The organism is Thermostichus sp. OS-CIW-33 (assembly GCF_054059615.1).
The window spans coordinates 85,307-109,119 of sequence record NZ_JBSSCH010000004.1 but is presented as its reverse complement, the minus strand read 5'-3'; the positions used below and the strand labels follow the sequence as shown (position 1 = coordinate 109,119).

At 59.7% G+C, this 23,813-nt stretch carries 17 protein-coding genes; 15 read left to right on the top strand and 2 right to left on the bottom strand.

Going from position 1 to position 23,813, the window contains the following annotated elements; translation table 11 throughout:
* Positions 1-258: 258 nt before the first annotated feature.
* The 15 genes from purF to ACVWZG_RS04085 all read left to right on the top strand — a co-directional run bounded on the left by purF (position 259) and on the right by ACVWZG_RS04085 (position 17,499).
* The gene (gene purF, locus ACVWZG_RS04155) at positions 259-1,887 is read left to right on the top strand and encodes an amidophosphoribosyltransferase (protein WP_011433712.1); all 1,629 of its coding nucleotides are present in this window, start codon (positions 259-261) and stop codon (positions 1,885-1,887) included.
* Positions 1,888-1,939: 52 nt separating this feature from the next.
* Positions 1,940-2,467 (top strand): peptide deformylase, encoded by a 528-nt coding sequence (gene def / locus ACVWZG_RS04150; protein WP_457415250.1) that lies wholly within the window; start codon positions 1,940-1,942, stop codon positions 2,465-2,467.
* An 11-nt stretch (positions 2,468-2,478) separates the two neighbouring features.
* Positions 2,479-2,895: a thiol-disulfide oxidoreductase DCC family protein gene (locus ACVWZG_RS04145; RefSeq protein WP_457415248.1), complete on the top strand. Its 417-nt coding sequence runs from the start codon at positions 2,479-2,481 to the stop codon at positions 2,893-2,895.
* A gap of 415 nt (positions 2,896-3,310) precedes the next feature.
* On the top strand, positions 3,311-5,362 hold the full coding sequence (locus tag ACVWZG_RS04140) for a pentapeptide repeat-containing protein (RefSeq protein WP_457415246.1): 2,052 nt from the start codon (positions 3,311-3,313) through the stop codon (positions 5,360-5,362).
* A gap of 118 nt (positions 5,363-5,480) precedes the next feature.
* Positions 5,481-5,855 (top strand): DUF1257 domain-containing protein, encoded by a 375-nt coding sequence (locus ACVWZG_RS04135; protein ID WP_099812548.1) that lies wholly within the window; start codon positions 5,481-5,483, stop codon positions 5,853-5,855.
* 9 nt (positions 5,856-5,864) lie between these two features.
* Positions 5,865-6,074: a DUF2997 domain-containing protein gene (locus ACVWZG_RS04130; protein ID WP_099812547.1), complete on the top strand. Its 210-nt coding sequence runs from the start codon at positions 5,865-5,867 to the stop codon at positions 6,072-6,074.
* A 95-nt stretch (positions 6,075-6,169) separates the two neighbouring features.
* Positions 6,170-6,799, top strand: coding sequence for a helix-turn-helix domain-containing protein (locus tag ACVWZG_RS04125; RefSeq protein WP_168173627.1), 630 nt, complete (start codon positions 6,170-6,172; stop codon positions 6,797-6,799).
* Positions 6,796-8,325, top strand: coding sequence for an Hsp70 family protein (locus tag ACVWZG_RS04120; RefSeq protein WP_414351930.1), 1,530 nt, complete (start codon positions 6,796-6,798; stop codon positions 8,323-8,325). Before ACVWZG_RS04125 ends, ACVWZG_RS04120 begins: the two co-directional genes overlap by 4 nt.
* A gap of 21 nt (positions 8,326-8,346) precedes the next feature.
* Complete coding sequence (locus ACVWZG_RS04115; protein WP_457415243.1) at positions 8,347-11,160, top strand: pentapeptide repeat-containing protein; 2,814 nt, start codon at positions 8,347-8,349, stop codon at positions 11,158-11,160.
* Between the two features lie 57 nt (positions 11,161-11,217).
* Positions 11,218-11,880: a pentapeptide repeat-containing protein gene (locus ACVWZG_RS04110; protein WP_457415240.1), complete on the top strand. Its 663-nt coding sequence runs from the start codon at positions 11,218-11,220 to the stop codon at positions 11,878-11,880.
* A 45-nt stretch (positions 11,881-11,925) separates the two neighbouring features.
* Entirely contained in the window at positions 11,926-13,560 is a 1,635-nt protein-coding gene (locus ACVWZG_RS04105) for an AAA family ATPase (RefSeq protein ID WP_457406365.1), read from the top strand.
* A 341-nt stretch (positions 13,561-13,901) separates the two neighbouring features.
* Complete coding sequence (locus tag ACVWZG_RS04100) at positions 13,902-14,291, top strand: hypothetical protein (protein ID WP_414342319.1); 390 nt, start codon at positions 13,902-13,904, stop codon at positions 14,289-14,291.
* A gap of 189 nt (positions 14,292-14,480) precedes the next feature.
* Entirely contained in the window at positions 14,481-14,717 is a 237-nt protein-coding gene (locus ACVWZG_RS04095; RefSeq protein ID WP_011433717.1) for a gas vesicle protein GvpG, read from the top strand.
* A 103-nt stretch (positions 14,718-14,820) separates the two neighbouring features.
* On the top strand, positions 14,821-15,426 hold the full coding sequence (locus ACVWZG_RS04090) for a DUF3727 domain-containing protein (RefSeq protein ID WP_457406367.1): 606 nt from the start codon (positions 14,821-14,823) through the stop codon (positions 15,424-15,426).
* 243 nt (positions 15,427-15,669) lie between these two features.
* A complete protein-coding gene (locus tag ACVWZG_RS04085) occupies positions 15,670-17,499 on the top strand; it encodes an Rqc2 family fibronectin-binding protein (protein WP_457406368.1) in 1,830 nt (609 codons plus the stop codon).
* A gap of 47 nt (positions 17,500-17,546) precedes the next feature.
* On the opposite strand, the gene ACVWZG_RS04080 is transcribed toward ACVWZG_RS04085, so the two are convergent.
* Together ACVWZG_RS04080 and ACVWZG_RS04075 are read right to left on the bottom strand one after the other, a co-directional pair.
* Positions 17,547-22,382: an alpha-2-macroglobulin family protein gene (locus ACVWZG_RS04080; RefSeq protein ID WP_457406370.1), complete on the bottom strand. Its 4,836-nt coding sequence runs from the start codon at positions 22,380-22,382 to the stop codon at positions 17,547-17,549.
* 72 nt (positions 22,383-22,454) lie between these two features.
* Positions 22,455-23,681, bottom strand: coding sequence for a type II secretion system F family protein (locus tag ACVWZG_RS04075; protein WP_011433722.1), 1,227 nt, complete (start codon positions 23,679-23,681; stop codon positions 22,455-22,457).
* Positions 23,682-23,813 lie beyond the last annotated feature (132 nt).

Genomic DNA, 23,813 nt, shown 5'->3' with positions numbered 1-23,813 from the left:
ACTCCTCACAACACAAAGCTTTGGGATCCTGCCGGTTCTGGGAGAGCCGAGCTTCGGTGGCATTCAACTCAAAAACCCGGCCAACCTGCTTCCTCAGCCGCAAAAGCAGGAGCGTCTCACACGCTGCTAACACTATAGATAGAGCATTAGTTTTTTGCAAACCCCATCTGTGGACTCCCCCTTTGGGGGTGAAGCTAGACAGAGGGGAACGACCTGGGCCGAGTTAGACTGGTAAGCGTGACAGCAAGACGAGGATCCATGGCAGCAAGGGCGGGAGCAGAACCATCTTCTGGCTGTGGAGAAGCAGAGGGGCAGACTGCCGTTGGCGTTGATGCCCTGTACCCCTCAGAAAACATCAGCGGGGCGGGGTATGCCCGGGAAGAGCTGCAAGAGGCTTGCGGGGTCTTTGGCATCCTGGCTCCAGGAGAGGAGGTGGCCAAGCTGGCCTACTTTGGCCTATTTGCCTTGCAGCATCGCGGCCAAGAATCGGCAGGGATCGCCACTTTTGAGGGATCCTTTTGCCGGGTTCACAAGGCGATGGGCTTGGTCTCCCAGGTCTTCGATGAAGTGAACTTGGCCCAACTGACCGGGGATCTGGCGGTTGGTCACACCCGCTACTCCACCACTGGATCCAGCCGCGTGGCCAATGCTCAGCCGGTGATCGTGGAGACTCGCCTGGGGCCGCTGGCTCTGGCCCACAACGGCAATTTGGTCAATGCGGAAGAGCTGCGGAAGGAACTGGAGGCCGCCGACCGGCACCTAACCAGCAGCACCGACTCCGAGTGTATTGCCCACGCCATTGCCCAGGCGGTGAACCAAGGTCAAGATTGGATCGCGGCCACTTGCCAAGCTTTGCGCCGCTGTCAGGGGGCTTTTAGTCTGGTGATCGGCACGCCAGAGGGCCTGATCGGGGCACGGGATCCCTATGGGGTGCGTCCGCTGGTGTTGGGGCTTTTGAGCAGCAACCCTGCTTTGGATGAGCTGCTGCAGTCAGAGATGCTGGAGATCATCTGCAGCGACGGCACCCTCAGCCACCCCGAGGCCGAGCCGCTGCATTATGTATTGGCTTCAGAAACCTGTGCTTTGGATATCATTGGGGCCGACCCTCTGCGGCAGGTGGAGCCGGGAGAGTTGGTGTGGATCAGCCGTCAGGGGCTGCAATCGGTGCGTTGGGCGGAGGCCACCCCCAAGTTGTGCATCTTCGAGATGATCTACTTCGCCCGCCCAGACAGTTGGATGCACGGGGAAAGCCTCTACTCCTACCGGGTGCGTTTGGGAGAACAACTGGCCAAGGAGGCCCCGGCAGAGGCCGACTGGGTGATCTCCGTTCCCGATTCCGGCACGCCGGCAGCCATTGGCTATGCTCGCCAGTCGGGGATCCCTTACACCGAAGGGCTGATCAAAAATCGCTACGTGGGCCGCACCTTTATCCAGCCCACCCAATCCATGCGGGAGCGGGGCATTCGCATGAAGCTCAACCCCCTGGAGGATGTGCTGGGGGGGAAGCGGATTGTTATTGTGGACGACTCAATTGTGCGGGGCACCACCAGCCAGAAAATCGTCAAGGCCCTGCGCCAGGCGGGGGCTACCCAGGTCCACATGCGCATTTCCAGCCCCCCGGTCACCCATCCCTGCTTCTACGGCATCGATACCGATAGCCAGGATCAGTTGATTGCTGCCCAGCATTCCGTAGAGGAAATCGCCGAGAAGATTGGAGTGGATTCTTTGGCCTACCTGAGCTGGGAAGGCATGCTGGCTGCCACGGGCCGGGATCCCAACTCGTTCTGCTCCGCTTGCTTTACCGGCCACTACCCCATCCCCATCCCAGAAGGGCTGAAGCGCTCCAAGCTGGCCCTGGAACTGGTGGCTACTGGCAAGAGCCGCTAGGCTGCTCAGGGATCCCCGCTAGACTGAGAAGAAGAATTGCTTGGGGCAAGCCATGACTTTTCGCCTACGCCAATTGGGGGATCCCATCCTGACGCAAGTGGCCGAGCCGGTGACGGAGTTCAAAACGCCGGCCTTGCAGGATCTTATAGAAGGTATGCTGGCTACCCTGAAAGAGGCGCAGGGGGTGGGCTTGGCTGCTCCTCAGGTGGGATCCCTGCTCCAAGTGCTGATCGTGGCCTCTCGTCCCAATCCCCGCTACCCGGAAGCGCCGCAAATGCAGCCTTTGGTGATGGTTAACCCCCGTCTGCTGGCTTGCAGTTCTGACCAGGTGCTGGGTTGGGAAGGCTGCTTGAGTGTGCCCAATTGCCGTGGTCTGGTGGCCCGCGCCCGCGAAGTGGAGGTGGAGTATTACACTCCAGAAGGCGTTCAGCAAAGGGTGGTCTGGCAGGATTTTCCGGCGCGGATCTTTCAGCACGAATACGATCACCTGATGGGTCGGGTGTTCCTGCAGCGGCAGCCTCGGCAACTGCTTACCGAAGCCCAGTACCAAGCCCAGATTTTGGGTCAGCCCCCTGCCTGAGGGATCCCACCATGCCCTACATGGTTATCTACGACGGCCTCTGCAACCTCTGTGCCACCGGTGTTCAGCTCTTGGAGCGACTGGATCGCGGACGGCAGTTTTGCTACGCCCCCATGCAAGATGCTTCTACCCTGGCCCAATGGGGGATCCCGCCAGAGCAGATGGAATTGGGGATGATCCTGATCGACCTGGAGCAGCCGCAGCGCCGCTGGCAGGGCTCCGCCGCCGTCGAACAAATTGCCGCCCTCTTGCCCAGCGGATCCCTGTGGCTGGCCCTCTACCACAACCTTCCCGGCCTCAAGCTTTTGGGAGACTGGAGCTATGCCCAGATCCGGGATCACCGCTACGAGTGGTTTGGCCGCCGTGACACCCTTTATCTACCGGCTGTCTGTGAGCGCTGCCGGGATCCCTTGGCAGAAAAGGACTGAAGCTCTTTTTCTGTAAACTGCAATACTTATCTGCCTGGCCCAAGGGATCCCTTTGCCAAGTTTGAATTCCTATCCTCAAAGCTGGCACGTTTGAAAGGTTGAAGTTGAACATATTAGCATATCGAAATATTAGTATATCGAAGAATACCTTCCCGGTGAGAACTCCCCAAGTCTGACCTTGTCTTTATCCAGGGCCAAAGTAAAAATAGAAACGAAGTTAGCCGACAGGGAGTGGGCTGTGGCTACAACTGGATATGGAAAGACTAAAGCTGAAGGAGTTGCCGGCAGTTCAGGAGCCGTTCAGCTAGTCCTTAGGAGTGGCCATCCTTATGGGGGAAACGGGACTGTTGGAAGCTTTGGTGAAAAAAGCAGAAAGATTCTTCTACAGACAACGCAGCAGCATCTGGATTGGCAGGTGCAGTTTGCAGTTTGGAAGACCTTACTAAGCTCTGGCATACCTCAACTGGTGCAAGTAGCAAAAACCTATCAAGTTCCCCTGCGTCCGGTTGGAGACATCCGAGAACGATATAGAGCCGGCGAGCGGGACTTTCGCTGGGCAGATCTGAGGAGGGCCAACCTCAGCGGGCTAAACCTAAGGGGGGTGGACTTAAGCGGGGCCAGCTTGAGTCGAGCGAGACTGGGCCAGGTCAATCTAAGCCACGCCAGCCTGGTTGGAGCCAACCTCAGTCAGGCAGACCTCAGTGGTGCAGACTTGAGGGGAGCCGACTTAAGCGGAGCCAACTTGATGGGGGCCAATCTCATTGGGGCCAACCTGCGGGGAGCCAATCTAGCAGACGCCAACTTGAAGTGGGTCGTCATTTCCCGCGAAACGCAAATTGACCGCAAGTGGCAACTGATCTGGGAAATTGTCAACGGCCACGCCCAGGGGAAAAATCTAGCTCAGGCAGACTTGAGCGGGGCGAACCTGGATTGGGCTGACCTGAGTGGGGCCAACTTGGCTCAAGCAGACCTGAGGGGAGCAAGACTTGCCGGCGCCAACTTGAGAGAAGCTAACCTGAGGGGAACCGACCTCAGGTGGGCCAACTTGGAGGGAGCCGACCTCAGGCAGGCCGACCTGGACGCCGCTTGCCTACATTTGGCCAGCCTGCGAGGAGCCATCCTTTCCCCTCAAACGCAAATTGACCGCAAGTGGCAACTGATCTGGGAAATTGTCAACGGCCACGCCCAGGGGAAAAATCTAGCTCAGGCAGACTTGAGCGGGGCGAACTTGAGCTGGGCAAATCTGAGCGGGCTCAACCTCACCGGCGTGAACTTGGTGGGAGCCGACCTGAGAGGGGCTAACCTCTGCGGCGCAGACTTAAAGTGGGCAGAGTTGAGCAAAGCCAATCTGAGCCAGGCGGATCTGAGGGGGGCCAATCTAAACCAAGCAGATCTCAGCGGCGCAGACCTAAGCGCTGCCAACCTCAGTGGCGCCAGCTTGATCAAGACCGAACTAGCCAAGGCTAAACTCGTGGGGGCCAAGTTGACACAGGCCAAGCTCATCGGAGCCAGGCTGAGGCGGGCTAAACTGAACGGCGCAGATCTAAGGGGGGCTAGCCTCATCGGGGCCGACCTCGGCGAAGCCAAACTGGGCAAGACAAGCCTAAACTTGCCTATCTTGAGAGGGGCGGTGATTTCTGCAGAGGACAGCCCGGAGAGTCGCTGGTGGTTAATTATTCTCCATGCTTGCGCCCATTCGCAGGAGCTGAGCCGGACGGACTTGAGAGAGGCGGACTTGAGAAAGGCCAACCTTAGCCAGGCAGACCTCAGGGGGGTAAGGCTCAGCGGAGCCAACCTAAGCCGGGCTTACTTGATTGGGGCAGATCTGAGCGAGGCCAACCTAGGTGGAGCCAATCTGAAGAGGGCCAAGCTGGGTGGGGCCAACCTAACCCAAGCCGATCTCAGTGGAACCCAGCTCAGTAGGGCTTATCTGGGCAGAGCCAACCTAAGCGGCGCCGACCTGAGAGGGGCAAATCTGGAGCTGGCCAATCTGCAACGAGTGATCCTTTCTCCTGAAACCCAGATCGAGGCCAAGTGGCGGCTGGTGTGGGAGATCGTCAACGGTCACGCCTCCAAGAGAAACTTGAGTGGAGCTGACCTGAGCGGCGCCAACCTGAACTGGACTAACCTGAGCGGGGCGAAACTGGTCGGTGCAAACTTGAGGGGAGCCAGCCTAGTTGGAACCGGACTGAGGGGGGCTGACCTCAGCCGGGCCAACCTCAGCGGATCCAATCTCAGTTGGGCCGACCTAAGCTACACCAGCCTGGAAGGATCCAACCTAGACCATGCCAAGGTAGGAGGCGCAAATCTCCAGGGCGCAAGACTTGATTTTCAGTGGAAGTTGACCTGGCTCTCCCTTTGGTTCAAAAGTTTGGCGAGCGTCTGGTTTGGTTACCGCGATGTCCCTCGCCTGCTTCCTCCTGCTACCTCGGATCCCCACCGGCATCCTCTAGCCAAGGGAAACTAATGGTTGGCTCCCTCAATTTCTTTGGTTAGGGCCACGCGGCTTTGTGCCCTAGCAAAACTTTTCAAGCCAAGAGGACTGCTCTAGGATAAAGCATGTTCTTCTGAGGAGAATCCCCACAGTGTCGCACTTCACCAGCATCAAGGTTCAGTTCAAAAATAAAGAGATCCTGAAAGGCGCTTTGGTTGCCCAAGGTCACGAGGTCTTGGAAAACACTTATGTCCGGGGGTATGGAGGGAACCGTGTCCAGGCAGATCTGGTGGTTAGGCGCAGCAACGGCTACGACATTGGCTTTCGCCAACGGGGGGACAGCCTGGAGATGATTGCCGACTTTTGGGGAACGGGAGTCAGCGCTGAGGCTTTCTTAGCGCCAATCCGCCAAGCCTATACCCGCGAGCAGCTTCTTGCGACGGCCGCGGAGAAGGGATTTACGGTAGAGTCGGAATCTGTGGATGAAAAAGGGCAGATCAGGATTGTGTTGGGGCGCTGGGCTTGAGGAGGCATTATGGCGGAATATCAACAGGTTGAATACATCATCGACAAAGATGGCAACGTGATTGAGCGCGTGCTCAATGTCAAAGGCAAGGGCTGCCTTGAACTAACTGAGGAAATAGAAAGGGCATTGGGCACAGTTCAAAAAAGGGAACTGTTGCCTGAATATGACCAGGTACCAGTCATAGAAGAAGATGTCCAGCGTCAGGTGGAGCGTCTATGAATGCCCCAAACCCCTTTCTTGATCCTCTGTCTGGTTTAACCAAAGGGATCCAAAAGACTCTGGCTAGGATTCCATTTTGGAGTCGTAACTCTGAAATGAAAAGTCATGATGCCCTGCTGCGCAATCTCATGCAGGCTGCCGGTATCTCAACCTGGCGAGAGCTTCGACAAAAGGCCAAACTGAGTCGAGGAGCCCTAAATGCCCTGAGAACTGGACAGGCCGAAAAGCTGAAGTTAGCCGATCTCAATCGAGCGGCCAGCATTTTGCAAGTACCCTTGCCGAACCTTATTCAGGATTTTAGCGGAATTGAGCTAGCATCGGAGTCTGTAGAAACGGCTCAGGAATTGCAGCGGCTGCACAAACAGCTAGAACAGCAGGAAGGGCAATTGCGCCATCAAATCCGCGCCGAACTGGTGGAAAAGCTCAAGCCTCTTTTGGTGCAATATCCTACCCTGCAGCAGGTTGTGCAGAGGCGACCGGATTACCCCGCGCAGCAAGTCTTGGCTTTGCTGACCTGTCTGGGCAACTTGTTGGAAGACTGGCAGTTGGAAACCATTGGCCAGGTGTGGCAACAGGTGGCCTATGACCCAGAAAGCCACCAGCCCGATGAAGAGGATATCCAGGCGGGAGAGCCGGTCTACGTTCGCTTTGTGGGCTATCGACTTAGGGATCAAGTTTTAGTTCGAGCCAAAGTCAGTCGCACTCTACCTTCCTTGGCAGCATGACGACGTTGGCTATTGATTTTGGCACTTCCAATACGGTGGTCTGTGCCTACCAAAACCAAAAACCCCTTGCAATCGATATACCAGGGATCACCCACCGCTACGACGGCAGCCCCCCTCTAATTCCCTCGGTTCTCTTTGTCGGCCAAAATCAGCAATTTTTGATTGGGGCACCTGCCCAGGCCAAACGGGATCCCAAGCGCCTATTCAAAGGCTTTAAGCGGGATCTCTCTCAACAATTCCAGCCGGCTCCAACCTATGTGGATGGACAGGCCTACACAGCCCAAGAGGCCACGCGGATCTTTCTGCAGCAGCTTCTTGCCAAACTCCAGGCAGAGGGCTGGCAGCCCGATAAGGTGATCTTGACCGTGCCGGTGGGAGCCTACGAGGGCTATTTGCACAACCTGCAAGAGGTGTTTGGCTCCCTAGGGATCCAACAGGTCGTGTTCCTCGACGAGTCCACCGCGGCTGCTTTGGGCTACGGGATCCAGGAGCCGGGATCCCTGATTTTGGTGATCGATTTGGGGGGCGGAACTCTCGACCTCTCTTTGGTCAAAATCTTGAAGCCAGAGCAGGGCACTGCTTACCGAGCTGAGGTCATTGCCAAAACTGACCGGGCCTATGGCTGTGGCGGCGTCGATATCGATATCTGGATTGCCGAATGGGTGCTGGAGCAGTTGGGCCGCAAGCGACAGCAGGTCCCGGCCAGCAGCTTCCAGGTTCTGTGCGAGGTTGCCGAGCGGCTCAAGATCCGCCTCTCCAGCCATTCTCAGGCCAGCGAGGCCTGGCTGGATGAAGACTCCTTTGAGACCCACACTTTAACGCTTCAGCGCGAGCAACTCCAGGAGCTGTTGGAAGAGCGCGGCCTGCTGACGCGGCTGAGAGAAGCCATCGATGAGGTCATCGAGAAAGCCCACAATAAAGGGATCTCTAAACGAGATATCCACCAGGTGGTGTTGGTGGGTGGCACCAGCCTCATCCCAGGAGTGCAGCATCAGGTCATTAGCCTCTTTGGCCGCGACAAGGTCAAGTACCACAAGCCGTTTGAGGCAGTGGCCCACGGCGCTCTGGCCTTCACCCAGTTTGCCCGCCTTCAAGATCATCTCCGCCATACCTATGCCCTGCGGCTCTGGAATCCCTATTTGCAGGCGCCCGACTTTTTCCCTCTCTTTAAGAGCGGCACGGCTTATCCTGCCACGGTGGAACTGCCTCCCTTGCAGGCCAACGCCAATGGGCAAAGCCACATCAACCTGGTGGTTGGTGAGATGGCCGAGGAAGGGGCAACTGAGGTTGTTTACGATCCCGACGGTCGGATGCAGATCCGCAACAGCACCGCAGCTTCTAGCTTTCGTCCCCTTGGGATCCACAACCAGCTTTCCATTCCCCTCAAGCCGCTAGGGCGGGTGGGAGTGGATCGTTTGCAGGTCACCTTTGCCGTCGATGCCGGGCGAACTTTGCGGGTAACGGTAGTAGATTTGCAAACTCAAAAGACCCTTATGCAGCAGCAGGTGGTTGGAAGGTTAACTTGAGGTTAGGGATGGAGGTTAGGGATGGCGGAAAACTTTGATCCTGTTCTGGGTGGACAGCAACCAGCCGGATCCGATCCGGTCATGGGAGGCTTGGTGGGCATTGAGCAAGCCCTGGGCAGTCCGAATCCCAAGGTGAGAATCCAAGCAATCAAGGGTGCTCTGAGGTACGGATCCAGAGGGGCCGAGCTTGTTATCCAAGCCCTGCGAAATGATCCCAACTGGGAAGTGCAGTTTGCGGCTTGGGAGACGCTGCTGGAATCGAAGGATCCGCAGCAGGTGCAGGTGGCAAAGTCCCATCGACTTCCCCTCCGACAGGTTGGAGATGTCCGAGCAAGGTATAAAGCGGGAGAGCGGGATTTCCGCTGGGCCAACCTGAGGGGGGCCGACCTGAGCTGGGCCGACCTGATTGAGGCCGACCTGATTGAGGCCGACCTGAGCTGGGCCGACCTGATTGAGGCCGACCTGATTGAGGCCGACCTGATTGAGGCCAACCTGAGCCAGGCCAACCTGAGCTGGGCCGACCTGAGCGAGGCCAACCTGATTGGGGCCGACCTGAGCAGGGCCGACCTGAGCTGGGCCGACCTGATTGAGGCCAACCTGAGCCAGGCCAACCTGATCTGGGCCGACCTGATTGAGGCCAACCTGAGCCAGGCCAACCTGAGCCAGGCCAACCTGATCTGGGCCGACCTGAGCTGGGCCGACCTGAGTGGGGCCAACCTGAGCGAGGCCAACCTGATCTGGGCCGACCTGAGCGAGGCCAACCTGATTGGGGCCGACCTGAGCAGGGCCGACCTGAGCTGGGCCGACCTGAGCGAGGCCAACCTGAGCCAGGCCAACCTGATCTGGGCCGACCTGATTGAGGCCAACCTGAGCCAGGCCAACCTGAGCTGGGCCAACCTGAGCAAGACCGACCTAAGCAGAGCCGACCTGAGCAGGGCCAACCTGAGCGGGGCCGACCTGATTGAGGCCAACCTGAGCCAGGCCAACCTGAGCGAGGCCAACCTGAGCGGGGCCGACCTGATTGAGGCCAACCTGAGCCAGGCCAACCTGAGCCAGGCCAACCTGAGCCAGGCCAACCTGATCTGGGCCAACCTGATCTGGGCCAACCTGAGCGGGGCCGACCTGATTGAGGCCAACCTGAGCCAGGCCAACCTGAGCCAGGCCAACCTGAGCCAGGCCAACCTGAGCCAGGCCAACCTGAGCTGGGCCGACCTGATTGAGGCCAACCTGAGCCAGGCCAACCTGAGCAGGGCCGACCTGAGCTGGGCCGACCTGATTGAGGCCAACCTGAGCAGGGCTGACCTGAGCGGGGCCAACCTGAGCAAGGCCAACCTGAGCCAGGCCAACCTGAGCCAGGCCAACCTGAGCTGGGCCGACCTGATTGAGGCCAACCTGAGCGAGGCTGACCTGAGCGGGGCCAACCTGAGCAAGGCCGACCTGAGCAGGGCTGACCTGAGCGGGGCCAACCTGAGCAGGGCTGACCTGAGCGGGGCCAACCTGAGCGGGGACAACCTGAGCAGGGCTGACCTGAGCGGGGCCAACCTGAGCGGGGCCAACCTGAGCAGGGCTGACCTGAGCGGGGCCAACCTGAGCGGGGCCAACCTGAGCAGGGCTGACCTGAGCGGGGCTGACCTGAGGGGGGCTGACCTGGGCAGAGCCAACCTGAACAGGGCCAACCTGAGCAAAGCCGACCTAAGCGGGGCCAACCTGAGCGGGGCTAACTTGAGGGAGTCGGTTATTTCTGAAGCAACCCGGCTAGATCCCAAGTGGCGGCTGGTCTGGGAAATCGTCAACGGTCGGGCTAACCTGAAGAACCTAAGCGGGGCTGACCTAAGCTGGGCTGACCTGAGCAGGGCTGACCTGAGCGAGGCCAACCTGGGCGGGGCTAACCTGAGGGAAGCCAATCTAGGCACGGCTAACCTGAGCGGTGCCAACCTGAGCAGGGCTGACCTAGGGGGGGCTGACCTGAGCGGTGCCAGCCTAAGCAGAGCCAACCTGAGCGAGGCCAACCTGAGCAGGGCCAACCTGAATGAGGCTGACCTAAGTGGGGCTGACCTGAGCGGTGCCAGCCTAAGCAGAGCCAACCTGAGCGAGGCCAACCTGAGCAGGGCCAACCTGAATGAGGCTGACCTAAGTGAGGCTGACCTGAGTGGAGCCAGCCTAAGCAGAGCCAACCTGAGCAGGGCCAACCTGAGCAGGGCCAACCTGAGCAGGGCCAACCTGAATGAGGCTGACCTAAGGGGGGCTGACCTGAGGGGGGCTGACCTGGGCAGAGCCAACCTGAACAGGGCCAACCTGAGCAAAGCCGACCTAAGCGGGGCCAACCTGAGGGGATCGTTTGTTTCTGAAACGACCCAGCTAGATCCCAAGTGGCGGTTAGTCTGGGAAATCGTCAACAGTCAGGCCGGCCTGAAGAACCTAAGCGGAGCTGACCTGAGCGGGGCCAACTTGAGCGGGAGCAACCTGAGCAGAGCTAGCCTGGGTGAAGCCAACCTATATGGAACCGACCTGCGCGACGCTAACCTAATTGAGGCCGACCTAAGCAGGGCCGATCTGCAAGAAGCTAACCTGGCTGGGGCTTACCTGATAGGCGCCAACCTGAGAGGTGCCAACCTCACTGGGGCCAACCTGAGCAGAGCTCGGCTCATTGGGGCTGATTTGGACGAGGCTAATTTGAGCCGGGCCAACCTAAGTGGGGCTGACCTAAGCTGGGCCAAGCTGTGGGGTACTCAACTTAGAGGGGCCAACCTAGCAGGTGCCAGGCTCAATCTTGGATGGGGATGGTTCAAAGATTTGACGGACACAATTCTCCCCGATGGGACACGCCATCCTTAGACTTTGTGGCCCCAAGGTTTGTAGAGAGTCGCTTGGAAGAATGAGGGAGGTGATTCAGTGGCCGAGAACTTCGATCCTGTTTTGGGGGGACAAGGGCCGGGTGGATTTGATCCAGTCATGGGTGGCCTGGTGGCTATTCAGCAAGCTCTAGCTAGCCCGGATCCCAAGGTGAGAATCCGAGCAATTAAGAGGGCTCTCCAATATGGCGCAAAAGGAGCGGATCTTGTCATCCAAGCCCTGCGAAATGATCACAACTGGGAAGTGCAGTTTGCGGCTTGGGAGACGCTGCTGGAATCGAAGGATCCGCAGCAGGTGCAGGTGGCAAAGTCCCATCGACTTCCCCTCCGACAGGTTGGAGATGTCCGAGCAAGGTATAAAGCGGGAGAGCGGGATTTCCGCTGGGCCGACCTGAGCTGGGCCTACCTGAGCGGGGCCGACCTGAGCGGGGCCGACCTGAGCCAGGCCAACCTGAGCTGGGCCTACCTGAGCGGGGCCTACCTGAGCTGGGCCTACCTGAGCGGGGCCTACCTGAGCGGGGCCAACCTGAGCGGGGCCAACCTGAGCAGGGCTGACCTGAGGGGAGCCAACTTGAGGGGAGCAAAGCTGGGTGGCACGAACCTAAAGGGGGCAAACCTATGGGGCGCAAAACTAAGTCCCGGCTGGGATCAATTCGCCGACTTGAAAGGGGCCATCCTCCCCGACGGAGCCATCCATCCCTAGCCTGATCCCTTGGCTACACTACCTACAGCCGCTCTCAGTGGATCCATGAGTCCCTCAGATCTCGCCTTTGCCAGCAATCACCAAGACATCCTCACACTGCTGGACTTAGTGGTTCGCGCCCGCTACCCTTTGATCTACCTGGTTACTCCCGAAGAAGCCCCGGCAGAGGAGCTCCTGCAAGTTCTAGCCGATTCCCTCAAGCCCAAGCGCAAACTCCTAATCTGGGATATCGTCTCCGGCTGGTCAGATAACGGCCAAAACAAAGGCCAATTGATGCCTGCTCTGGGCCGCATCGGCGCCATCAAAGAGGACGAGGCGGTTATTTGTGTTCTCAAAGACCTAAACCCCACCCTGAGAAATCCGGAACGCTCGGACAATTACCCCGTCATCCGCTACCTGAAAACCCTGGCCAGAGAGAGCCGCCACAGCCGCAAGTCCATCATCCTCTTGGGCCAAGAAGCCGTTGTCCCTGCCGAGCTGCGCGAGGAAATTGTGGTCTATGATTTTCCCCTGCCCAGCATCGCCGAAATTGAGCGGATCATTACCCGCGCGATCCCTGCCCGTCAACTGGAGCTAAGCGGCCCGGCGCGGGAACAACTGGTTCGAGCCTGCCAAGGACTGACCCGGCAGCGCATTGAGCGGATCCTGGCCCGCGCCCTAGCCGCCAAGGGCAAGGTCAGCGAGGGCGATATTGACCTTGTTCTGGAAGAGAAAAAACAATACATCCGCCAGACGGAAATCCTGGAGTTTTACAACCCCTCCGAGACCTTGCAAAATGTCGGCGGCCTGGAAAACCTCAAAGCCTGGATTCGGCAGCGCCGCAACAGTTTTAGTGCCCAGGCCCGTGCCTATGGCTTGCCCAGTCCTAAGGGCATTTTGCTGGCCGGGATCCAGGGCACCGGCAAGTCTCTATGTGCCAAAACCATAGCCCGCGAGTGGCGCATGCCCTTGCTCAGGCTGGATGTGGGGCGACTCTTCGGCGGGATCGTCGGCGAAAGCGAAAGCCGCGTGCGCCAGATGATCCAAATTGCCGAAGCCATGGCCCCTTGTGTGTTGTGGATTGATGAGTTGGATAAAGCCTTTGGCGGCGTCAACAGCGAGTTTTCAGGGGATTCGGGCACCAGCAAGCGGGTCTTCGGCAACCTGATCACCTGGATGCAGGAAAAAACCAAACCCGTTTTTATTGTTGCCACCGCCAACAATGTCCGCATCTTGCCGGCCGAGCTGCTGCGCAAAGGCCGGTTTGACGAAATTTTCTTCGTCAATTTGCCCAACCAACGGGAGCGGGAAGAGATTTTTCGAGTCCATGTCCAACGGCTACGGTCCAACCGAGTACGAGACTTCTCCTATACTGAGCTGGCCATGGCTGCAGAAGATTTCAGCGGGGCGGAAATTGAACAGACCATTTACGATGCCATGCACATGGCCTTTAATCAGGATCCACCCCGCGAGTTCACCCAAGAAGATATCCTGACCGCCATTCGCCAAACGGTTCCTCTAGCTGCCATCGCTCGTGACCAAATTCAAAGCTTGAAAGAATGGGCTGCCGAGTCAGGAGCACGTACCGCTTCCCAAGATCAAAAGTTGATTCAGGAGCTACGGACCATCGTCCAGAAGAGAGGGTTAGGCTACATTGAAGTTGATAGTCCCCCATCCTTTTCCTCTCCACCTCCTGCCTAAGCTGTTTTGGTCGGCTCGTTCCGAGTTGTGGCAGCTCCGTGGAAGTAGGCTTGCAAGCATTTTTTCCTGCAAGACGCAGAAAAACTCCGGTTGCCGCTCCGCTTGAATTTGCTGCCTGTGGATTAGCCCCCGTTAAATCCGTCCGGGGAAGCCGCCGATTGATCTGAGCTGCTCAGGTGGCCCCTTGTTGGATTAACTTCCGGCAGCTCCCAGGCAGGGCACTGGGATCGGATCCCGCACGTTAGCGTGCAGGACTGATGGTTTTGCACTTTTCGTATCCTTGACTACAGATTTTTTGGTAGGATTGATCGTGTAGAGGTACTGGTATGTAGAGCAGCCTTATGAGTGCAATCGCTGAAATGAGGGGGACAAGTCTCCTGGCCCGCCATCGCCAAAACATAGCAGCCTCCCTGGCCCGTCGTTTGGAAGCAGCTAGGGCGGCCAACAACACCCGCTTGATGGAGCTGCTGAAACAAGAAGAGCGGCAGCTGGCAGCCGAGTACGGCGGCAGGGATCCCTTCTCTTCAGCGCTCTTCAGAGGACTGCGCCACCTTTGGCAGAGCCTGAAGGCAGTCTTGGCGGCCTGCGATGAACTGCGGGTGCGGCAGTGGGTAGATGGCAGCGGCATGGTCTGGTGGTCTGTCCAAGACCCAATCACGGGAGAGCGCCTGTGTACCCATTCGGAGGGGGAGCTCATGGAGTGGATCGAGAAGCACCAGCGAGAGGATTAGTCTTCGCGGCTAGGACTTGCCTGAGCACCAATAGCCAGTGTTTCCCCTGGCGCTTCGTGCGTGTCCCAGTCTTTCCAGCTTGGGGAGGAAGGGAACAAAAAGTTTCACGGCTAGGCCGGGGCAATGGCCACCTGAGAATCCAAATTGATAGGATTACGAAGACTCATCATCTGCTTTAGGGGCCCTGGGATGGTTTGGCAATTGTTGACTTGGCCGGCCCAAAGTTTGCTTTGGCTAGCAGAGCAGATCCAAGAACGCGCCGAAGCACAGCTGGATAGCAAAGAAAACCTGCAAAAAGAACTTACGGCCCTGCAAATTCAGCTAGATTTGGGAGAAATTGACGAAGAAACCTACGCCCGCCGAGAAGAGGAGATTTTATTGGCTCTGGAAGCCTTAACCCAAGCAGAAGGAGAAGCCGAAGCATAGAGTTCTGCCGGTGGGCCTGGAAGGGATCCCTCAGCATTGCAGGGGGGGCAGAACATGGGAGAATGAGCTTCTGTACACCCCCATCTTTCCTGGGCTGTTTTCAATGACTGGATCCCATGAAACCTTGGTGCTCCGCGACGAGCAAAACCAGCCTCTCAAGTGCGAGATCCTGCGGCAGGTGGTCATCGATGAGCAGACCTATGCTCTGGTGACTCCCGTTGATGCTGTGATCAAAGTGCTGGTTTGGGAAGGGGAAGAAGAACCCAGCCAAGCGGTGAACGGCGATGCCAACATGGAAGGGATCCTGGACGAGCCGGATCCCGAAGAGCTACAGGCTACCCTGCCCACCATCCAGGCTGTCTTGGGGGAGTTGAACCTCACCTTGCAGCAAAATGGCTTCGACATCCTCACGGTTCAGGGGGAATTGCCCCCAGTCGAAGAGGAAGATGTGTTCGAGCTGGGCGAGAGCGAGGAAGATGCCCAGGAGTTTCAACTGCTAGCTACCTTTTTCTACCAAGAGAAGAAATACGGCATCTTTACCCCCCTCGATCCCGTTTTGCTCTACGCCGCTCTGCCTGACGAAGGGGATCCCTACCTGCTCACCCCCGATGAGCCGCCAGAGCTTTTTGATCAGCTCTATGCCCTGCTGCTGGATCTCGATGAGGAATGGGAAGACGGAGATGAGGAAGAAGATGAGGACGAAGATTAGGCGGTCAACCCCTTCTGTTCTGCCGAGTTGGATACTCCTGCCCAGCCAGTCGCCTCGGCGGTGCGGAGCACCATAGGGATAGAGGTGGTGAAACTACCCGGTAAAACTTGCCCAGAGTTTTTCACCAGCCACTCCAGACCCGTCTCAACATCTGTCGGGGGCGTCGGATCTGCGGGCCAAGGGTCAGAATAAGCCAGCCTCAGACCAGCCGCCTGAGCATTGCGTAGCGAAGGAGCAACAGGGATGCAGCCGGTTGATTTAACCACCCTGCGTGCTGTGCTCGCCGATCTAACCCAGGCTAAGACAGGTCGGGATCCAGTGTTGCCTGCCCGCGTGGAATGGATCCAACAGACCGATCTGTGGACGGTGGTCATTGGCTTGCGCACCCTCACTGCCCGCCCCTGCTTGCTGTTGTGCTGGCATCCTCAGGCGGCCCGTCTCCACCTCTGTCAGCCTCCTCCCAAAGAGCCGGATGGCTTTCAATTTAGCCAGTTCCTCCAACGGCACCTGAAGGGTTTGGCTCTGACGGAGCTGGCTCTGCTGGAGGATTGGGAACGGGTGATTGACTTGCGCTTTGCCCCTCGGCCCGGGGATCCCCCTTATCGCCATCTCTACCTGGAGGTGATGGGCAAGCACAGCAATGCCATTTTGGTGGACGAGGCGGGCATGATCTTGGCCAGTGGCCATGGGGTAAGCGAGCGCCAATCGCGAATCCGTCCGGTACAGCCGGGCCTGCCCTACGAGGCTCCTCCGGCCCTAACCGACCCGATCCCGCAGCGATCCGAGCCCTTTTCCTGGTGGCAAGAGCGCGTCGCCCTGATCCCTGGCCCCATCGGCCAACGGCTGTTGCGCTGTTATCGCGGCCTCAGTCGGCACTTGGTGGAAGCGATGTGCCATCAGGCTGGGATCCCGCCGCAAACCTCCACCGATCACCTCTCTGCCCAGGATTGGCAGGCACTGTTTGCCAGGTGGCAAGACTGGTTAACCCGTCTGGAAACAGGCCAGTTTGACCCAGCTCCCACTCCCCAGGGATACACCGTTCTCGGCTGGGCAAGCGGTGCCGTTCCCGTTAGCGGGACGGAGTCCCTGCAACAACCTTCTCGACTCAATCTGCACCAACTTCTGGAAGGCTACTACCAGGCTCAGCTTAACCGCGAACAGTTTGAGCGAGAGCGCCACCGTCTGCTGCAAAGGGTATCCACCCTGCTGAAAAAGCTCTATCAGCGGCGAGAGCAATTTGAGGCAATGCTGGCCGACTCCACCCAAGCGGAAGCCTCCAAGCAGGCTGCCGACTTGTTGATGGCCCACCTCCACCTCTGGCGGCCAGGGTTGCATCACATCGAGCTGCCGGATTTTGCCAGCGGCCAGACGGTCAAGATCCCTCTCGACCCCGAAAAAAATGCCATTCTCAATGCCCAAGCCTACTACCGCAAGCACCGCAAACAAAAACGGGCCCAGGATGCCCTCCGACCTTTACAAGAGGCGCTCGGCCAAGAGATCCTCTACCTCGAGCAGGTGGAAGCGTCTCTACAGCAGCTGGAAACCTATCGGGATCCCCAAGACTTGACCACCCTCAAGGAAATTGAGACCGAGCTGATTGAACAGCGCTACTTGGAGAGTCCCACTCGCAACAGCGGGACAGAGTCTCTGCGGGCGAGCTCAAAACATGCCTCACCGGCAACCTTCAACCCCCACCGCTTTACCAGCCCCAGTGGCTTCTCCATTTGGGTGGGGCGCAACAACCTGCAAAATGATCAGCTCACCTTTCGCGTGGCTCAGGAACACGATTGGTGGTTTCATGCCCAAGAGATCCCCGGCAGTCATGTGCTGCTGCGCTTGCCCCCCGGGGCTGTAGCAGAAAGCGAAGATCTGCAGGCGGCTGCTGATTTGGCGGCCCATTTCAGCCGCGGTCGCCTCAGCGAACAGGTGCCGGTAGTCTACACTCGCCCGAAACTGGTGTTCAAACCCAAGGGATCCCCGCCCGGCATGGTCGTTTACAAACAGGAGCAGGTGCTTTGGGGGCGGCCCAGCCATGCGCAGCTGCTCATTGCGTCAGCCCTTGGGCCACACTGACGCAACTGGTCACTTCGTTTCTGGCCAAGTGGGCAGGTTCGAGGCATTCAAGGGAGAACTTCGAGGGAGTAAGCGGCGCTGCGGCCATAGCGGCTGGGGTCGTACATTTCTTCTGCCAAAGCAGGAGCCACCTGGAATTGGCCGGGGATCTCCGGACGGAAGAGATAGACAAACTCATGGCGACCCTGCTTGAGCTCGGTGCTGAAAAAGGCCACGCGGTCATCCCGATTCTCTTGGCGGGTCCAAAACCAGTCCCACCAGTAGTCTGGGGCCAAGCCGGTGAACTCTCGCGGATCCTGGGAGGTGATCTCGGCGCCGCTGGGCAGGGGATCCTCGACCACCACGTAGTGGCTGTCCCGCTCGGCTTCCACCGTCAACCGGGCCAGGAGGATTTCTCCGGCCCTTACTGTGTCGCCAGGGCGCAGCGGCTGCTCTCGGTAGCGGATCTTCCCGTTGGGTTGGGGCTGGGGCTGTAGGCGGAAGTAGCTGCGGCTCACCGCAAAGCCTTGGGCTTGAGAGGGCAGAGGGTTGGGGACGAAGGCTTCTCCCCTCAAGCTGTAGTAAAGGGGGCCGGGGCCGGACTTTTCCAGGCGCAGGCTGCTCAGGTTCCCCACTTCTGCGTCAGCCCAATCCAGCCCATAGCGGGGATCCCCAGCGCCGGCCTGCCAGCGACCGAGAAGGGATCCGGTTGTCCCATCCAACACCCGCACCTCGCCGGGGCCGGGAAGCTGCTGCTGCTGGGCTTGGTAGTAGGCGGACAGGCCGAGGAGAGCATCGGCGGTGGCTTTGGTGGTGCGCCAGCGGTTGTTTTGCCGCTGTTGGAGAAGGGCCTCGGCAATCTGGGCAGCCCGGTCATCCTGCAAGCGAACGGCCAATTGCAAAAGCGGGCCGGCCACCTCCATGTCGTCGTAGGTGGAGCGCTCGTGGGTTGCCAAGGAAGAGGCAGCCGGGATAAACCAGCGCCCTTGGGGATCCTGTTGCCGCCGCTCCAGAACCTCATCCAGGGCTGCCTGGGCAAGATCCCTCTGGCCCAGTTGCAGGGCAGCCAGGCCATGGTAGGCCAGGCCAAAGGTGGAGAGCCGCTCCGGCGGCGGCAGGTCGGCAGTCACCAAGGCGGGATCCCAGAGGGCCAGGCTGTAGGCGACAAAAGCCTGCAGATCGGGGGAGAGGGCTTGGGGCTGGGCCAGTTGAGCGGCCAGATAGTCCAAGGCCTGCCGCACCTGCCAATCTTTGAGGGCATAGCCGGCGGCTTGGGCAAGATGATATCCCTGCAGGATGTATCCGGTCAGATAGGGGTTGCTCCGGTCATGGGCCCACCAGCCCCAGCCCCCATCGTAGTTCTGGGATCCCTCCAGTCGCTGCAAGCCGGATCGAAGCACTCGAGGCAGCCGCTCCAGGGTTTGCGGTCGCGTCGGCGTTGCGGAGCAACAGCGCAGGTTCAAGCCCAACTGCTCGCTGACTTGGGCGACGGCTAGGGCGGGCAAGAAGCGACTCAGGGTTTGCTCGGTGCAGCCGTAGGGGAACTTCACCAGGTAATCCAGCGGCCCCAGCAGGGTTGCTGCCGGGCTAGCGGCCAGTTCCAGGTGAAGCTGCCGGGATCCCGGCACCCAGGTGGCGGGCCAATCCAGCGGCAACTCCAGACTGCCAGACTCCCCTTCACGCAAGCCAGACGGGGTTCCCAGTTGGCCCACTTGGGAGAAGCGATGCGCCGCCCCAAAGGGCTGGATGGGGATCCGCAGTTGCAACGCATCTTTCAGCCCATTCCCTTCCGCCCAGACCCGCAGAGAGGTATCTCCGGCCCCCAGAACCTGGAGAGGCCATTCCACCCGCCCCGCTCCTTGGGCCGGCACGGTGAGGCGTTGTCGTTCCGGGCCTTGCAATTTCAAGATCCCACCGGCAGGAACAGGAACTTCCAGCCGCACCTCCACCGCTTGGGCTTGACCCGTGCGGTTTTGCACAATGGCCGCCAAGGTGAGCTGATCCCCCACCCGGAAAAAGCGGGGAGCGGCCAAGCGCACCACCAGGTCTTTGCTGACTGAGACCGTGGCAAGAGCGGATCCCACCTGGGTGTCGGCAGTGGCAGCGCGGGCGGTCAAGCGCCAGGTGGTCAGGTTGTCGGGCCAGCGCACCTGCACCTGAGCCAGGCCATCGGCATCGGTGACCAGATCCGGAAACCAGGCGGCGGTATCGCGAAAGTCTTCCCGCACTTGGCCGGCCAGCTTGTCGGCACCGCCGGGATATTGCTGAGGGAAAGAGGTAGTGGTAGTAACTTGGTTGTACTGGCGCCCATAGAAGAAGCGGCGAATATCCGGGGTGAAGTCGGGTCGCAATAGGTAGAGGGCATTGTCCACAATCCCTAGGCCCACCTCGGCGCTCACCGGCTGCCCTTGGGCATCGCGGGTGCGGATTTGGATTTGGGCGGTCTCGCCCGGTCGATAGGTGGGTTTATCGGTTTGCAGCTCCACCTGCAAAAAGCGATCCAAGGGGGAGACCCGCAGCAGGGCCTCGCTTCGGTACAGCCGCCGCTCTGGGCCGATGGCAGTGGCAGTGACGTAGAGATTGGGACGATAGTCGCCGCGGATGGGCAGCCGCAGCGTGGCCGTATGCCCCTGGAGACGCAGCACCTGCACCTGGTGCAGCCGGGATCCCTCAATGCCCACCAGCACCGCCACATCCGGCAGCGGCGAGACTATCAGGATCTGGGCCTCTTCCCCCACCTGGTAGATCTGCCGATCCGCCACCACTTCCAGGCTGGGCAGGGATCCCCAACTTTGTAGGGGGCTGCCCGGCTCCACCACCCAGAGATAGTCCACCTCCTGCACCCGTTCGCGCCAGCGGTGCGGAGCACTTTGACGGCGGGGATTCCATGCCGTCAACCGCACCCGGTAGTCTCCCGGCTCCAGGTCGGCGGGCAGGTGGAGGTCGAGGCTGCCTTCCCCGTTGACAATCTGAAAAGGCTGCCGCAGCAGGGTACCTTGCCGTTGGTAGGTGTTGCTCTTGGGATCCCAGCGCCAGCGCTCCAGGCTCAGCTCTCCGGTGGCGCTGACGGGGCGGCCATCGTAATCGCGGGCTTGCAGCCGGTAGGTGAGGGTATCCCCCGGAGCGGGCAGGTGGCGGTTCACTTCCGCAAACAGAGCAAATTCGCCAGCCGTGACCCAGGCCCGCGCCGATCCTGTTACCGTCCGGCGGCTGATATCGGTCACCTCCACCTCGATGCGCAACTGCTGCACCTCTTGGGGGCCCCAGTAGCTGTCTTCTTCCCAGTTGAGATCCTGCAGCAGGCGATCCAGGCGAAACTCCGCCCGCCCTTGGGCATCCGTCACCCCTTCCCCTTCCGCCACCAACTGGCCGTAGCCGCCGTAGTAGCCCTGCTCCTCTCCCAGGTCGTCGGCGAAATAGTCTTCCTCGGCAGAACGGGGCAACAGCCCATAGCGCAGGCTCCAGTCGGGGCTGCTGTAAACTCGGTAGCGGAGCTGGGCAGCGGCCACCGGCGCGCCGAAAAGATACTCGGCCTCCACCTGCACCTTCAGGGATCCCCCCCGCACCAGCCAAGGTCGGTCGGGCACCACCGCCACCTCAAACTCCGGCTTGCGGTAGGCTTCCACCTGAAAAGAGGTGTATTCGCGGCTGGATCCCTGCGGCCCTGACACCTGCCACTCCAGGCCGTAGCTGCCCAGGGACGCTTCTTCTGGCAGTTGAAACTCCCCATGGACACTGCCAAAAGCATTGGTGGCCAGGGTTTGTTCGCTCAACACATCCCCGTTGGGGGCCGTAAGGGTCAGTTGCACTGCTTGTCCTGGGGGGGGCGGCGTGAGGCGGGTTTGCTCTCGCACCAGGGCGCGGAAATAGACGGTTTGGCCAGGGCGGTAGAGGGGACGATCGGTGTAGGCGTAGATCCGGTGAGGCTGGTTCCAGCCATAGGCATAGCTGCGGGACAAAGCCTGCAGGGTGTTGTCGGCACTGCGGCCATAGACCACCAGGGAAGAACCCTCTCTCGCCGGCAGGCCAAAGCGGGCCAGCCCCTCTGCATCGGTGGTGGCCGTCAGGGGATCCCCCCACTCCCCGAAAACTTGGATCTGGATCCCGGCCAGGGGACGCAGCTCCCGCAGGTGCACCGCCTGCACCACCAACTGGCTGGCATCCTGCTTCTGGATGAGGCCGAGATCGCTCACCAAAAACCAATGGTCGAAACGGGGCAAGGGTGCAGCCGCATTCAGCGGCTCCCGGCCCTCCGCCTCCACCCAGTAGGCCCCCGGCGGCAGGATCCCCAGCTCCAAGGTTTGGGCTGTCCACCCCTCTCCCGCTCGTCGTGGCACCGGCTGCTGCCAACTGCGCACAAGCTCCCGCCGCAGGGTGGGATACAGAGCCGGATTCAGGGAGCCATAGCCAGCATCCGCCAAATCCCGCAAGAGAGGGGAGCCCTGCAGATCCGCCAGGGAAAAGCGATAGAGGCTGAGCTGCACCGAGCCCAGGCTGGTGGCCCGCCACTGCAGCCGCGCCGGTTCTGCGGTCGTGAACACCTGGCTGGTGCTGTAGAGATGGAGACCGGGGGGGACAAGCTGAGGGCGCAAGGTGGGGATCCGAACCGTTGCCCCCTCCCGCACCAGAACGGATCCCTCGCTGCCCACCGTTTCCAGGCCGCTCCCCTGCACCGTCACCTGGTATTCCCCAACAGGCAATCGATCCAAGCGATATTCGCCATCTGCGGTCAAGCTGGAGCTGCGAGTGGCCGGGCCGGCGGCGATCACCCGGACGCTCTCCAGAGCTACCCCTGCCGGTAGCTCCACCCGTCCCACCAGGGATCCCGTCGGCTGTTCGGAAAGCAAAACTGCCAGCCCCACCCCCAACAACAGCACCAGGGCCGCTAACCATCGCCTCAGCATGGGATCCCTTTCCTTTGTTGCTCCTACCCTGTGCCCTGGCCGCCCTGGGGGTTCAAGGGTCAGCCCAATCCACTACTTCACCAACTCGAACACGTTGAACATGGGCAGGTACATGGCCACGATAATGCAGCCCACCATACCGCCCAGGATCACGATCATCAACGGCTCCAGCAGGCTGGTGAGGGCGCGTACCGCCTCCTCCACCTCCAGCTCGTAGAAATCCGCCGTCTTCATCAGCATCGCGTCCAGCTCCCCTGTCTCTTCCCCCACGCTGATCATCTGAATGGCCATGACTGGGAAGACCTTGGCCTTGTCCAGAGCAGGGGCAATCTGCCCTCCCTCTGAGATGGATTGGCGGGCGGCGTCAATGGCGTTGGCCACCACCTGGTTGCCGGAGGTGTCGCGCACAATTTCCAAGGAAGTCAGCACCGGCACCCCGGAGCGGGTGAGAGCGCCAAAGGTGCGGCAGAAGCGAGCCACCGCCGACTTCTGGATCAGATCCCCGAAGATAGGGAGCTTGAGGGCCAGCGCGTCGATGGTCTCCTTGCCGGCAGGGGTGCGGTAAAAGCGCCGGAAAGCAAAATAGACGGCCCCTAGAAAGCCCACCAGCCCCAAGCTGTACTGGGGCGTGCGCAGGAACTTGCTGATGTTGATGAAAAACTGGGTAAAGGCGGGCAGCTCCCCACCCAAGTCGTTGTAGATGCTCTCAAACGTGGGCAAGATGAACAGCACCATGCCCAAGAAAATCAAGACAGCCAAGATCGTCACCACCACCGGGTAGGTCATGGCTGACTTGATCTGCTTCTGCAGGCGATCCATGTCCTCCAGCAGCTTGGCCAGGCGGTTGAGCACTTCGTCCAGCACGCCGCCCACCTCCCCCGCCTGCACCATGCTGCAGTAGAGGCCGTCGAAGGCGTCGGGATAAGGGCGGATGGAGTCGGAGAGGTTTTTCCCCGCCTCCACCTCCGCTCGGATAGCCCGCAGGTACTTTTTGAGTTTGGGGTTGCCGGTTTGCTCCTCCATGATGGTGAGAGAGCGCACCATCGACACGCCGGCGTTGATCAAGGCAGCAAATTGCCGGGAGAACACTGCCTTGTCGCGAATGTCGATGGATCCCAGCATTGAGAAATCGAAAGACGTATCCAAGGAAAAGAAGGGTTTCTCCTCCTGAATGTCTTCCTGTTTGGCAAAAATCCCGTCTCGGCGCAGCCGTGCACGAACTTCGGTCAAGCTGTTGGCCACCACCGTCAGGCGTACCGGCTGACCGGCCTTTAACCCCCGAACCTTGTAGCGCGGCATGGCTGTACCCCCGGCTAGATCGCTCTAAATAACGAAATGGCTTTAAATGTTTCGCAGGTGCAAAAGAGAAGTCAGCCCAAACCTTGGGCAGATCAACAATCTCTCAGCTAGAGCTTAGCCACAAATCAAGTC